13 protein-coding genes are annotated in these 13,690 nt (G+C 71.3%); 7 read left to right on the top strand and 6 right to left on the bottom strand.

Annotated features, from left to right (window positions below):
• The first annotated feature begins 63 nt into the window (after positions 1-63).
• Positions 64-1,509, top strand: a complete 1,446-nt coding sequence (locus ACFXPL_RS24325) for an MFS transporter (protein WP_384923277.1) — start codon at positions 64-66, stop codon at positions 1,507-1,509.
• Between the two features lie 304 nt (positions 1,510-1,813).
• Here the strand turns inward: ACFXPL_RS24325 and ACFXPL_RS24320 are convergent, their stop codons facing one another.
• The gene (locus tag ACFXPL_RS24320; protein ID WP_384923274.1) at positions 1,814-2,377 is read right to left on the bottom strand and encodes a hypothetical protein; all 564 of its coding nucleotides are present in this window, start codon (positions 2,375-2,377) and stop codon (positions 1,814-1,816) included.
• Positions 2,378-2,972: 595 nt separating this feature from the next.
• Here ACFXPL_RS24320 and ACFXPL_RS24315 point away from each other — a divergent pair.
• From ACFXPL_RS24315 to ACFXPL_RS24290, 6 genes are all read left to right on the top strand, one after another.
• Entirely contained in the window at positions 2,973-3,947 is a 975-nt protein-coding gene (locus ACFXPL_RS24315; RefSeq protein ID WP_384923271.1) for a helix-turn-helix domain-containing protein, read from the top strand.
• 121 nt (positions 3,948-4,068) lie between these two features.
• Positions 4,069-5,097, top strand: a complete 1,029-nt coding sequence (argC, locus tag ACFXPL_RS24310) for an N-acetyl-gamma-glutamyl-phosphate reductase (RefSeq protein WP_384923268.1) — start codon at positions 4,069-4,071, stop codon at positions 5,095-5,097.
• The gene (gene argJ / locus ACFXPL_RS24305) at positions 5,094-6,248 is read left to right on the top strand and encodes a bifunctional glutamate N-acetyltransferase/amino-acid acetyltransferase ArgJ (protein WP_384923266.1); all 1,155 of its coding nucleotides are present in this window, start codon (positions 5,094-5,096) and stop codon (positions 6,246-6,248) included. Before argC ends, argJ begins: the two co-directional genes overlap by 4 nt.
• Complete coding sequence (gene argB / locus ACFXPL_RS24300; protein ID WP_384923263.1) at positions 6,245-7,174, top strand: acetylglutamate kinase; 930 nt, start codon at positions 6,245-6,247, stop codon at positions 7,172-7,174. The genes argJ and argB overlap by 4 nt, the downstream gene beginning before the upstream one ends.
• Positions 7,171-8,364, top strand: coding sequence for an acetylornithine transaminase (locus tag ACFXPL_RS24295; RefSeq protein ID WP_384923261.1), 1,194 nt, complete (start codon positions 7,171-7,173; stop codon positions 8,362-8,364). Before argB ends, ACFXPL_RS24295 begins: the two co-directional genes overlap by 4 nt.
• A gap of 17 nt (positions 8,365-8,381) precedes the next feature.
• Positions 8,382-8,918, top strand: a complete 537-nt coding sequence (locus tag ACFXPL_RS24290; RefSeq protein ID WP_384923258.1) for an arginine repressor — start codon at positions 8,382-8,384, stop codon at positions 8,916-8,918.
• 83 nt (positions 8,919-9,001) lie between these two features.
• On the opposite strand, the gene ACFXPL_RS24285 is transcribed toward ACFXPL_RS24290, so the two are convergent.
• From ACFXPL_RS24285 to ACFXPL_RS24265, 5 genes are all read right to left on the bottom strand, one after another.
• Positions 9,002-9,775: an FAD:protein FMN transferase gene (locus ACFXPL_RS24285; RefSeq protein ID WP_384923255.1), complete on the bottom strand. Its 774-nt coding sequence runs from the start codon at positions 9,773-9,775 to the stop codon at positions 9,002-9,004.
• Positions 9,775-10,662, bottom strand: coding sequence for an FMN-binding protein (locus ACFXPL_RS24280; RefSeq protein ID WP_384923253.1), 888 nt, complete (start codon positions 10,660-10,662; stop codon positions 9,775-9,777). Before ACFXPL_RS24280 ends, ACFXPL_RS24285 begins: the two co-directional genes overlap by 1 nt.
• Before the next feature lie 8 nt (positions 10,663-10,670).
• The gene (locus tag ACFXPL_RS24275) at positions 10,671-12,038 is read right to left on the bottom strand and encodes a ferric reductase-like transmembrane domain-containing protein (protein ID WP_384923395.1); all 1,368 of its coding nucleotides are present in this window, start codon (positions 12,036-12,038) and stop codon (positions 10,671-10,673) included.
• A gap of 94 nt (positions 12,039-12,132) precedes the next feature.
• Entirely contained in the window at positions 12,133-12,957 is an 825-nt protein-coding gene (locus ACFXPL_RS24270; RefSeq protein ID WP_384923250.1) for a L,D-transpeptidase, read from the bottom strand.
• Between the two features lie 52 nt (positions 12,958-13,009).
• Positions 13,010-13,630: a pyridoxamine 5'-phosphate oxidase family protein gene (locus ACFXPL_RS24265; protein ID WP_384923247.1), complete on the bottom strand. Its 621-nt coding sequence runs from the start codon at positions 13,628-13,630 to the stop codon at positions 13,010-13,012.
• Positions 13,631-13,690: the final 60 nt, after the last annotated feature.

Below are 13,690 nucleotides of genomic sequence, written 5' to 3'. Positions count from 1 at the left end.
CCCGCGGGAGAACGCACCGTGACCGACACAACCGTGAAAGAGACAACGGTGACAGCGACAACCGTGACCGACACACGGGAAAAACCGGCCCCCGGCCCCCAGGAGCACCACTGGAGCAAACGGCTCGTCCTCTGGACGGTCGTGCTCACCCTCGCCAACGTCCTCGCCGACGTGGTCATCGGCTCGCCGATGATGGTCCTGCCCCAGTTGCTGGACCATTTCGACACCGACCAGGCCGCGTGGCTCAACGCGAGCGCGTTACTGGCCGGGGCCATCTGGTCCCCGCTGATCGCGAAGAGTTCCGACCTCTTCGGCAAGCGCCGGATACTCGTCGGCACACTGCTCCTCGCCGGCGCGGGAGCGCTGGTCTGCCTCGTCGCCCCCAACGTCTGGACGTTCCTGGCGGGGCGCTTCCTCCAGGGCGCCGCCTTCGCCGCCGTCTTCCTCACGGTGGCCCTCGCACGCCAGATCTGCGCACCACGGGTCGCGATGGCCCTGGTCGGGCTCGTGACGTCCGGCTCGTCGCTCGTCGGAATCGTCGAGCCGTTCCTGATGAAGCCGGTCATCGATGAGTTCGGCTACCGGAGCGTGTTCGTCGTGGCGGCGCTGCTCGCCGCGGTGGCCGCGATCTGCGTACGTACCCTCATCCCCGAGTCGCCGGTCCGCGGCACCGGCCGGATCGACGTGGGCGGGGCGCTCCTGCTCGGCGGCGGCCTCGGCGCGGTGCTCGCCTACGTCAGCCTCGGGCGGGACCTCGGATGGCTGTCCGGGGGCATGATCGCGCTGCTGGCCGCAGGCGCCGCCGCGTTGGCCGGTTGGGCGTTCCGCGCACTGCGGGTCGACGAACCCATCATCGACATCCGGGCGCTCAGCCGCCCGGTCCTGCTGACGCTGCTGGCCCTCGTACTGGCGGCAGGCTCCTTCCGGAGCATGCTGCAACTGACGGGCATCGTCGCCCAGGTGCCCCCCGGCCTGGGGCTCGGTTACGGGCTGGGCGACGGAGAGGCGGTCGCGGTGCTGCTCGCCGCGCCCAATCTCGGCATCGTCATCGGAGGCACGTGCGCCGGATGGCTCGCGGGGCGGTTCGGTCCCGCACCGCCCCTCCTCGGCGGCATCACCGTCGGGGCAGTGGCGACCTTCGCGATGCTGGCGGGTGTGTCGGTGCTCCCGCTGGCGATCGCCTGCGGCGCCCTGGTCGGCGTGGCCGCCGGCGCGATCGGCGCCTCCGGCTACAACCTGGCGACCGCCATGGAAGCGCCCGAGCGGCAGGGCACGATCGCCGGTCTGGTGTCGGTCGTGCTCGCACTCGGCTCGGTCGTCTTCAACTTCGCCGGGGGAGAGGTGCTCAAAGCGACCCTCGTTCCCGGGACCTTTGCCGACGGTGCCCCGGTGAGCACCGCGACCGGCGTGTACCTCTACGTCGCGATGGCGGGTGTGCTCTTCGTCCTCGCCGCGGTGCCCGTGATCCTGCTGGTACGCAACCGGCCCGCCCTCCCGGGCTCTGGCTGAGCGCTTCGGCCGGCGTCCGGAAGTCCACCGGTGTCCCGGTGGACTTGATGCCGTGTTCACCAGGTGGAGGACCGCGTCGATCACGACGCGGTGGCGTGAAGAGCCCTGGGGGAAGCTGTTGTTCCGCCAGGAACCGCGGGCTGCTGCTGGACAGATCGGTCGAAGACGGTGAACGAGCACACGAAGCTCCTGGCGGACGGGGTGGTCCTGGTCGAGAAACCCGTCTGCCAGGAGATTCGCCGTTTCACAGGAGCGTCCAGCTCACGGTCGGCACCGTGAGATCAGAGAACGCTCAAGCTCCGGTTCAGACAGTCGGCGAAATGCCGAGCTGCACACCGTTGAGTCTCCCTGCCGAGTCCACCCAGCCACCATGGGTGATGGTCCGTCCGAAACACACCGACCAGGAATTCGCCCCGACCCCGGATGGGGAGCATTCCCATTCGCCCACGTAACCGGTGGAGTCCCCCAGGTCCGCGGTTGCTGTCGCACGGTAGGAGCTGGATTTATTGTTGCGCACGATCACCGCCGCCTGTACGCCGGTCCCGTTCCCCTGTGACGCCCTGACCGCGCAGACCTGCGCGAGCACATCGCTCTGGATGTGTACGGTGGTGGCGCAACGCCACAGGCTGGAGCTGGACGTAATCGGATTTGTGTTGCCGTAGGGACGCCAGCTGCCGCTCTCCGCAGCCGCGGCGGAGCCGGCGGTTGCCAGATTCAGCCCGAGGACAGCGGTGACGGCGGCTGTGAACCCTGCGACCATCCGTGTAACTCGCATGTTGATCCCTTCTGGACCAGACTTGAGAAGCCGTTTTCTCAGAGCCGGAGTGTGCCTGTGATCAGCGCCACGGCTGTTGACGACGCGCGCCATCAGCACTCCCAGGCTCGGAATTGGAAATGCGCGCCGGGTGGGGGAGTCGGTCGGACCTTCTCAGCGGCCGACGAGCGCCCCCGACGCCCTTGCTGTCCGCGATCGTTCCCTTCCCGCCACGACCGCTTCGGCTGCGGGACTGCAACGAATGGACCAACAGTCCCCCCCCAGGGAGGCCGAGTTCGGCCGGTGCGCTCACTTCGCCCGCATGTTCTCTCCCCGTTGGGCCTCGGGCGCGTGCCGAGGGCATGTGGTGGTGACGGCATCGATATTGCCGTGGTGTCGACGGGACGTCGTTGTCCGAGAGACCACGCTTCTTGACGATGCGTCTACACCGTCCCAAGTGGCCGCACCGACTTTGACGGCCTCGTATCCGAGGGCGAACTGCCGTGGGCCTGGTGACGATGGTCGCGGGGCGAGAAGCCGTATGCGCAGTCGCGCGGCCGCCGCCGACGCCGCGATGCCCGGAGCCCGCGAGACCGGCCGCAGGTCCGGGCCGCACGGCCAGGCCTTGTTGAAGTGCTGGTCCGCTGGGGATGAGAGTGGAGGAGCGGTGGCAAGCCGGTCAGGTACTCGATGAGAGATGGTGGGGGACATGCTGGTCGAAACGGCGTTCCGGAGTGAGGACGTGCCCGCGGCGAACCGGTTCGAGTGCTGGCGGGAGCTCATGAGCCGGGCGCACGCCCCGATGGAGCTGTCCAGCGACCATGCGGCCGACTTCCGGGTGCACCAGCGCTTGATCGAACTCGGTGCGGTGTCGGTATGGCCGGGCGAATTCCAGCCGCTGGTCATCCGGAGGACGCCGAAGCTGATCAGGCAGTCCGACCCCGAGGTCTACCAGCTCACCCTCGTCCTGAAAGGCAGCGGGAGACTCGTCCTGGGCAGACAGGAAGCGACCTGCGACGCGTACGACTTCCACTCGAACGACTCCTCACGGCCGTCCGAGACATGGACCGGCCAGGAGCACACCAAAATCGTGGGAGTCCAGTTCCCCAAGGCGCAGCTGCCCCTGCCGAGGGGCCGGGCCGACCAGACGATCGGACGGAGGATGTCGGCGAAGGAAGGCGTCGGCGCACTGCTGGCCCAGTTCCTCACCCAGCTGACCAGCAACACCGACCAGTACACCCCCGACGACGCACCCCGTCTGGGGACGGTCCTGACCGACCTGGTCGCCGCGCTGTTCGCCCACACCCTCGACACCGACACGTCCCTGACGCCGGAGACCCGCCGGCGAAACCTGACCCTGCTCATTCAGGCGTTCATCCAGCAGCACCTGCACGACCCCGACCTGACCCCACGCTCGATAGCCGCCGCACACCACATCTCCCTCAGCTACCTGCACCGCCTCTTCCAGGACGAAGACGCCACCGTCGCCTCCTGGATCCGGCGGCAGCGCCTGGAACGCGCCCGCCACAACCTCACCGACCCCGCGCTCCGAACCGCCCCCATCCACTCCATCGCCGCCCGCTGGGGATTCACCCACCCCGCCGACTTCAGCCGCGCCTTCCGCACCGCCTACGGACTCCCGCCCAGCGACTACCGCCACCAAGCCACCCACTCCACGGCATAGACACAACACCGAAGGGCCGCCTCGGCCGCGCAGTCACAGGCTCCCCTCCGCCGGAGAACATCTCGTTGCATAAAACTGCATCGCTACGTATAGTCATGCCATTACTGAGGAGGGCTTTTCGATGGCTGTACGTGCAGCGGTGGCAGGAGCGAGCGGATACGCGGGCGGGGAACTGCTCCGTCTGCTCCTCGCCCATCCCGGGATCGAGATCGGATCCCTCACCGGAAACTCCAACGCGGGACAGCGGCTCGGCGGGCTCCAGCCGCATCTGCTTCCCCTGGCCGATCGCGTCCTCGCTCCCACCACCACCGACGTTCTCGCAGGTCACGAGGTGGTCTTCCTCGCGTTGCCGCACGGGCAGTCCGCGGCCGTCGCCGAACAGCTCGGCGACGAGGTCCTCGTCATCGACATGGGCGCCGACTTCCGGCTGAAGGACGCCGCCGACTGGGAGCGGTTCTACGGCTCCGCGCACGCCGGGACCTGGCCGTACGGCCTCCCGGAGCTGCCCGGCGCCCGGGCCGCGCTGGAGGGGACCAAGCGGGTCGCGGTGCCCGGCTGCTACCCCACCGCCGTCTCGCTCGCGCTGTTCCCCGCGTACGCCGCCGGACTCGTGGAGCCCGAGGCCGTGATCACCGCGGCCTCCGGCACCTCGGGCGCCGGCAAGTCCGCCAAGCCGCACCTGCTCGGCTCCGAGGTCATGGGCTCCATGACCCCGTACGGCGTCGGAGGCGGCCACCGGCACACCCCCGAGATGATCCAGAACCTCAGCGCCGCCGCGGGCGAGCGGGTCACCGTCTCCTTCACCCCCACCCTCGCCCCGATGCCGCGCGGCATCCTCGCCACCTGCTCCGCCAGGGCGACCTCCGGCACCACCGCCCAGGACGTGCGCGACGCGTACGAGAAGGCGTACGCCGACGAGCCCTTCGTGCACCTCCTCCCCGAGGGCCGGTGGCCCGCCACCGCCTCCGTGTACGGCTCCAACGCCACCCAGCTCCAGGTCGCGTACGACGAGGCGGCCTGCCGTGTCATCGCCGTCAGCGCCATCGACAACCTGACCAAGGGCACCGCGGGCGGCGCGGTGCAGAGCATGAACATCGCCCTCGGACTCCCCGAGTCCACCGGACTGACCACGATCGGAGTGGCACCGTGAGCGTCACCGCAGCGAAGGGATTCACGGCGGCGGGCATCGCCGCCGGGATCAAGGAGAACGGCGGACCCGACCTGGCCCTCGTGGTCAACGAGGGGCCGCGCCGCGCCGCCGCGGGCGTCTTCACCTCCAACCGTGTCAAGGCCGCCCCCGTCCTCTGGTCCGAGCAGGTCCTCAAGGGCGGCACCGTCTCCGCCGTCGTCCTCAACTCCGGCGGGGCCAACGCCTGTACGGGCCCGAAGGGCTTCCAGGACACCCACGCCACCGCCGAGCACGCCGCCGAGGTCCTGGCGGGCCACAGCGCCGGGGAGATCGCCGTCGCCTCCACCGGCCTCATCGGCGTCCTGCTGCCCATGGACAAACTGCTGCCCGGCATCGGCACGGCCGCCGCCGCCCTCTCCGCGCACGGCGGCGAGAAGGCCGCCATCGCCATCAAGACCACCGACACCGTCCACAAGACCGCGGTCGCCGGCGGCGAGGGCTGGACCGTCGGCGGCATGGCCAAGGGCGCGGGCATGCTCGCGCCCGGCCTCGCCACCATGCTCGTCGTCCTCACCACCGACGCCGACATCGAGACGGCCGCGCTGGACACCGCGCTGCGCGCCGCCACCCGTACCACCTTCGACCGCGTCGACTCCGACGGCTGCATGTCCACCAACGACACCGTTCTCCTGCTCGCCTCCGGCGCGTCCGGGGTCGCCCCCGCGTACGACGTGTTCGCGGAGGCCGTCCGTACGGTCTGCGCCGACCTGGCCCGGCAGCTCATCGGGGACGCGGAGGGCGCCTCCAAGGACATCCGCATCGAGGTGATCAACGCCGCGACCGAGGACGACGCCGTCGAGGTGGGCCGCTCCATCGCCCGTAACAACCTCCTCAAGTGCGCCATCCACGGCGAGGACCCCAACTGGGGCCGGGTGCTCTCCGCGATCGGCACCACCGGCGCCGCGTTCGAGCCCGACCGGCTCAATGTCGCCATCAACGACGTGTGGGTCTGCAAGAACGGCTCCGTCGGCGAGGACCGCGACCTGGTCGACATGCGCTACCGAGAGGTCCGCATCACCGCCGACCTGTCCGCCGGTACGGACACGGCCGTCATCTGGGCCAACGACCTCACCGCCGAGTACGTCCACGAGAACAGCGCGTACAGCTCATGAACGCCCGCAAGCACACCGCGCTGCCCAAGGCGCGGATCCTCATCGAGGCGCTGCCCTGGCTCACCCGGCACCACGGGAAGACCGTCGTCATCAAGTTCGGCGGCAACGCCATGATCGACGAGGACCTGAAGGCCGCCTTCGCCCAGGACGTCGTCTTCCTGCGGCAGTCCGGACTCAAGCCGGTCGTCGTGCACGGCGGTGGCCCCCAGATCAGCGCCGAACTGGCCCGGCACGGCCTGGCCAGCGAGTTCAAGGCCGGCCTGCGCGTCACCACGCCCGAGGCGATGGACGTCGTACGGATGGTCCTCGCCGGACAGGTGCAGCGCGAGCTGGTCGGCCTGCTCAACCAGCACGGTCCCCTCGCCGTCGGCATGACCGGCGAGGACGCGCACACCATCTCCGCCGTCAAGCACCGGCCGCTGATCGACGGCGAGCCGGTCGACATCGGCCGGGTCGGTGAGATCACCGCGATCGACACCGGCGCCATCGAGGCACTGCTCGGCGACGGCCGGATCCCGGTCATCTCCTCCGTGGCCCGCGGCGCCGACGACGGCGAGGTCTACAACGTCAACGCCGACACCGCCGCCGCCGCGCTCGCCGCCGCGCTCGGCGCCGAGACGCTGATGGTCCTCACCGACGTGGAGGGCCTGTACGAGGACTGGCCGAACAGCGACGACGTGATCAGCAGGCTCACCGCCACCCAGTTGGAGACGCTGCTGCCCGAGCTGTCCAGCGGCATGGTGCCCAAGATGGAAGGGTGCCTGTTCGCCGTACGCAACGGCGTCACCACGGCACGCGTGCTCGACGGCAGGGTCCCGCACTCGATCCTGCTGGAGATCTTCACCGACGAGGGCATCGGCACCATGGTCGTGCCCGACGCGCGGGAGACCGGACCGACACCCACCCAGGGAAAGGGAGCGAAGTGACCGGCAACCAGGAGCTGATCCACCGCTGGCAGGGCGTCATGGCCGACAACTACGGAACGCCGGGGCTGTCCCTCGTACACGGTGAGGGCGCCCGTGTCCGGGACGCCGACGGCACCGAGTACACCGACTTCGTCGGCGGCATCGCGGTGAACGCGCTCGGCCACGGACACCCCGCGATCGTGGAGGCCGTCTCCCGCCAGATCGCCGCGCTCGGCCATGTCTCCAACCTCTACGTCGCCGAGCCGCCCGTCGCCCTCGCCGAGCGGCTGCTCCAGCTCTTCGACCGCCCGGGACGGGTGTTCTTCTGCAACTCCGGCGCCGAGGCCAACGAGGCCGCCTTCAAGATCGGCCGGCTGACGGGCCGCACCCGCATGGTCGCCACCGACGGCGGCTTCCACGGCCGGACCATGGGCGCCCTGGCGCTCACCGGCCAGCCCGCGAAGCAGACCCCCTTCCTGCCGCTGCCCGGCGAGGTCACGCACGTACCGTACGGAGACGCCGACGCGCTGCGCGCCGCCGTCACCGAGGAGACGGCGCTCGTGATCATCGAGCCGATCCAGGGCGAGAACGGCGTGGTCGTCCCGCCCAGGGGCTATCTGGAGGCCGCCCGGGAGATCACCCGCGCCACCGGCACCCTGCTCGTCCTGGACGAGGTCCAGACGGGCGTCGGCCGGACCGGCGCCTGGTTCGAGCACCAGGCGCACCAGGGCGTCGAACCCGACGTCGTCACCCTCGCCAAGGGCCTCGGCGGCGGCCTGCCGCTCGGCGCCACCATCGCCTTCGGGGACGCCGCCGACCTGCTCAAGCCCGGCCAGCACGGTACGACGTTCGGCGGCAACCCGGTCGCCTGCGCCGCCGGGCTCGCCGTACTCGACACACTCGCCGCCGAAGGACGCCTCGACGAGGTGAAGCGGCTCGGCGAGAAGCTGCGCGACGGTGCCGAGGGTCTGGGCCACCCGCTCGTCTCCCACGTCCGCGGCTCGGGACTGCTGCTGGGTATCGTGCTCACCGGGCCGCTCGCGCCGATGGTGCAACAGGCGGCCCAGGGTGCCGGTTTCCTGGTGAACGCCCCCGCCCCCGACGTCGTACGGCTGATGCCTCCCCTGATCATCGGCGACAGCGAGGTGGACGCGTTCCTGGAAGCCCTGCCCGGCATCCTCGACGACGCGCACGGGGACGGACGATCCTGAGAAATGAGACGAAGACGATGACCGACGCCCAGGGAGCAGAGCACGGCGGGCCGTCCGTGCCGCAGACCAGAACAGCCCGCCACCGCCGGATCGTCGACATCCTCAACCGGCAGCCGGTGCGCTCCCAGAGCCAACTGGCGAAACTGCTCGCGGACGACGGGCTGAGCGTCACCCAGGCGACGCTCTCCCGCGACCTGGACGAACTGGGCGCGGTCAAGATCCGTAACACCAACGGCGAACTGATCTACGCGGTCCCCAGCGAGGGCGGCTTCCGCACCCCGCACGCCCCGCTGGGGGGGTCGGCCAAGGAGGAACGGATGCGCCGCCTCGCCGGCGAACTCCTCATCTCCGCCGAGGCGTCCGCCAACCTCGTGGTCCTGCGCACCCCGCCCGGCGCGGCCCAGTTCCTCGCCTCCGCCATCGACCAGGCCGAACTGAGCGACATCCTGGGCACGATCGCGGGCGACGACACCCTGATGCTGATCAGCCGCGACCCGGCGGGCGGCCAGGCGCTCGCGGACCACCTGCTGAAACTGGCCCAGAACGACCGCTGAGCGCCCGGGGCCTCACGTTCCGGCCGCCGTGCGGGCCGCCCGAGTCGCCCCGGGCCGCCCGCACGGCGCTGTGTCGCCGCCGCTCAGACCCCCACCGTCGCGACATGCCGGTGGAAGCCGCTCGTCGCCCACGTGTCGCCGTACGGGGTGACCGCGAAGCCCTCGGTGCCCGGCAGGGACTCCAGCCACTTCCGCGCCCGGTCGCCCATCGCGTACGCCGCCGTCGCCCGGGTGTCCGCGGCCGTCACGCCCTCCTGGCAGACCACGGTGACCGAGGCCAGGCCGCCGGCCGGGGCCTCGCCCGTGTGCGGGTCCAGGACGTGGCAGCCGCGCTCCGCCGGGCCCGAGGTGGCCACGCCCAGGCCCTGGTGGGCCTCCACCACCGTGGCCAGTTCGCCGGGGCGCAGCGGGTCGGCGATGCCCACCCGCCAGGGGCCGCCCACCAGTTGGATGTCGCCGCCGCCGTTGAGGCAGACCGAGGCCGCACCGGACGAGGCGATCATCCGGGCCGCGCGCTCCACCGCCCAGCCCTTCACCAGCCCCGTCGGGTCGACGCCGCCCGCGTAGCCGGTCGTGAACCAGCCGTCGCTCTCGCGCTCGGCCTCCGCGCACAGGTCGAGCACCTCGACGACCTCCGTCAGACAGCCGGCGAGCGTCAGCTCACCCCGGTTCAGCCGCGAGATCTGGCTGTCGGGGCGGTACGTCGAGAAGATCTCGTCCGCGCGGTGCAGCGAGGCCACCGCCGCCTGGAGCCCCGCCCCTACCCTCGGCCGGTCCCGTACGCCCCGGATGTCGAACGAGAAGACCGTGCCCATCGACTCCTCGACATGGCGCAGCCGCGCCCCCTCGGGCGCCATCAGAGGCCCGCCTTGTCGAGCGCGCTCTGGAGTGATTCCTGGTAGCCCTTGCTGGTGTAGCTGGCGCCGGACACGGCGTCGATCTGCGCGCTCTGTGCCGTGACCGCCGCCTGGTTCAGCTTCGGCACGGCACCGGAGGTGATGGACTTGGAGCGGCCGTCCGCCGACGGGGCCTGGACCGCCTCGGACGCGGTGAGCTTTCCGTCGGCGACGGTGATCCGCACCTGGACCGCGCCGTACTGGGTGTCGACCGGGCTGCCGAGGACGGTCTGCGGGGCGGCGGGCGCCGTGCCCGACCCCGCTCCGGTCTCCGTGCCCGTACCCGCTCCGGTGCCCGCTTCCGCTCCGGTGTCCGCGCCCGCGTCCGGTCCGCTCGCCTCGGCCGAGCCGCTGCCCCCGTCCCCGCCGGTGGCGCCCGTACCGCCGGTGGTGCCCGTGGCGCCCGTACCCGCCTTGTCGAGCGCGCTCTGGAGTGATTCCTGGTAGCCCTTGCTGGTGTAGCTGGCGCCCGTCACGGCGTCGATCTGCGCGCTCTGTGCCGTGACCGCCGCCTGGTTCAGCTTCGGCACGGCGTCGGCCGTGATCGACTTGCTGCGCGCGTCGGCCCCCGGCGCCTGTACCGCCTCGGCCTGCGCGATCTTCCCGCCGGCCATGGTGAGCCGCACCTGTACCGGGCCGTACTGGGTGTTCACGGCGTCCCCGAGCAGGGCCTGCCCGCCCGTGGCGCCCGCCGCCCCCGCCGAAGCGCCGGCGGCCGTTCCCGGCGGCGCCGTCGCCCCGACCACCGAGGACCCGCCGGGCTGCTTCAGCGCGAGCAGCAGCACGATGCCCGACGCGGTCGCGGCGACACCGATCATGATCCGCCGGAGCGGATGCTTCCTCTTCACCGGCTGCCTCACATTTCGAAGGACTCGTGATGGATGCGCCGGGCGGGCACGCCCGCCTCGCGCAGTGCTTCGTACGATTGACGGGCGAGCCCGGTGGGCCCGCACATGTACACGTCGTGGTCGTCGATGTCCGGCAGCAGCTCACGCAGCCGCTGCGGAGTGATCTCGGGCCGGACCCCGTCGGGGCCGTTGACCGCGTACAGCAGCCGCGCCCCGCGCGCCGAGGCGATCTGGCGCAGCTCGCTCCACAGCGCCAGGTCCTCGGTCTTGCTGGCCCGGTAGAGCAGGGTCAGATCGCCGGGCTCACCGGGCAGCGTCTCGAACAGGGCCCGCATCGGGGTGATACCGGCGCCGCCCGCGATCATCAGCACCTTCTCCTGGCTGCGCCGGCCCGCGGTCAGCGCGCCGTAAGGACCCTCCGCCCAGATCCGGGTGCCGGGCTCCAGCCGGGCCAGGGCCTCGCTGTGTTCGCCGTTGGCCTTGACGGTGATCCGCAGCAGATCCGGCCGCGGCGGCGCCGACAGGGAGTACGGGTTGGAGCTCCAGCGCAGCCCGTCCGTGAGGAACCGCCAGCGGAAGAACTGGCCGGGCTGCGCGCCGATCCGGTGCAGCCGCCGCCCGGTGATCAGTACGGAGACCACGCCCGGCGCCTCGTACACCGTCGAGTCGACCCGCATCCGGTGGCGCAGGTTGAGCCGGACCGGCGTCAGGACGCGGTACCAGAACAGCAGGGCCCCGGCGGTGGCGTACAGCACGTACCAGACGGTCCGCGCGGTCGCGTTGCCGACGAACTCGGCGCCCGTGGCGAGCTGGTGCCAGAACGACAGGTACACCGCGGCATAGGTGAGGAGATGCAGGTAGTACCAGGTCTCGTAGCGCACCTTGCGGCGTACCGTCCCGGCCGAGACGAAGCCGACCAGGATGAGGAGCACGGTCCCGACGGTCGCCTCGATCATCCGCGGGAACTCGGTGATCACGCTGATCGTCTGGGCCACGATCGGGCTGTTCGCCTGGACCGCGTACCCCCAGACCGTGAGCACGACATGGACGATCACCAGGCTCACCGCGTACCGGCCGGCCACCGCGTGCCAGCGCGCCACCCGGTCGGAGCCCACCCGCCGCTCCAGCGCCGGCACCCGCGCCATCAGCAGCACCACGATCGCGATCAGATAGCCGCTCAGCAGCCCGGTGAGCCGTCCGCCGCCGATCAGCCACTCGGCCATGGCCATGTGGACGACCGCGGTGTTCTGCCACCACAACGCCATGACGGCGGCCGCGCCCGCCCAGCACATCACCAGCAGGGGCAGCGCGCCCGACCGCTGGGGGCTGATCGCGCGCATGGTCTGCCGTCTGGCGGCCCGACCGTTGTGCATCATCGCCACGGAACTGCACCTCAACTCTCCTCCGTGTCCGCCGATACGGATTTGAATGACGGCGGGTTCAAAGAAGAGGGGCCGCGCGGCGACGAGTTCAATCTTTGGTGGTTCCTCCGAACCGGGTGACGGACGTCAGCGCGGTCGGCCCATCGGATGTGCCGATCGCGAGGTGCGGGGCGCGCTCCGGGTCGGCCCAGGCCAGCACGGTCCGCATCGCGTCGGCCGGTACGGAGACGCAACCGGCCGTGGCGCCCGCGCCGTTGACGTGCAGGAAGATCCCGGCGCCCCGGCCGCGCACCGGACGGTCGTAGTTGAAGCCGGTGACCATGGCGAGGGAGTACTGCTCCGGATAGTCCGTCAGCCGCTCCGACTCGGCGGCCCGGCAGTCCGCCGGCAGGCCCTCCACCCAGCGGTTGTAGTCGCGGGAGGCGTTGTCCTGGCACCACCAGGACGCCTCGGTCACGGGGCGGTAGGAGTACGCGGTCCCGGCGGGCGCCGGGGCGGTCCCGAACGCGTACGGCAGGTCGTACACCCCGATCGGGGTGGTGGAGGTGCCCTGCCGGCGGGTGGTGCCCTCGGTGAGCCCGCCCGCCCCGAAGCGTGCCGGGGCGGAGCCGGCGGCCACCCACCGGTCACCCTGCCGGTCCCACCAGGTGAGCCGGCCGGTGGTCGAGCCGGTGTCGGGCGCCTCGGCGGTGAGGAGCTGGCTGCCGCCGCCGGTGTCGGCCATCCGCTCGGGCAGCGGCACGTCGGAGGACCGGGCGGGGCCGGCCGCCGGGTGGGCGGAGGAGGCGCCGGTGGCGGTGGCGAGGGTGAGCAGCGTGGCGGCGGCGAGGACGACGGCGGCGCGAGCGGTACGAGAAGCGCGAGCCGTACGAGAAGCACGAGAAGCGCGAGCGATGCTACGAGCGGTACGCATGGCCGGACCGTACGTGGCGCCCGCGCCCCTCGTCCTCCCGGAAGCCCCCGCGCTACGCCGAACGCAGCCCGGATTCAGCCGGCCGGTCGGCGAGGTCCGTCCGCGGGGGCAGGGGCATCGGCAGCGCGGGGAGTCCGTCCAGGCTCACCGGGACGTACTCCTTCTTCGCGCAGTACGCGGCGAACTCCTCGTCGGACTTCCGCCCGAAGTGCTCGGCGTGCTGCGTGCGCTCCTCGCGGTACTCCATGAAGGGGACGGCGAATCCGCACGCGTCGGAGATCCGCCGGGCGTGGATGACGATGATCGCGCGGGCGGCAGGTCCGTCGGCGTCCGCGAAGTACGGGATGTACGTGGCCCAGCGCGGGTCGTCCCGGAAGACCGGCTCGCCCCGGCCGTGCACCCGCAGCACCTTGGGCGGCCCGGTGAAGGCGCACCACATCAGGGTGATGCGGCCGTTCTCCCGGAGGTGCGCGACGGTTTCGGCGCCGCTGCCGCCGAAGTCGAGATAGGCGAGGGTCAGCTCGTCGATCACGACGAGGGTCCCGGCGCGGCCTTTGGGCGAGAGGTTGACGTGGCCGTCGTCCGCCAGCGGTGCGGTGGCGGTGAAGAAAACGGGCTGGTCCTCGATGAAGGCGCGAATTCTGCCGTCGATCCGTTCATAGCGTTTCCCCATACGGGTGATTATCGCTCCGCACCCGTACGGGACGCCGTGAACGCCGCCGCCGTTCGTCAG

This window comes from Streptomyces sp. NPDC059092, assembly GCF_042756365.1.
Taxonomy (GTDB): domain Bacteria; phylum Actinomycetota; class Actinomycetes; order Streptomycetales; family Streptomycetaceae; genus Streptomyces.
This window is presented reverse-complemented; position numbering and strand designations above follow the sequence as displayed.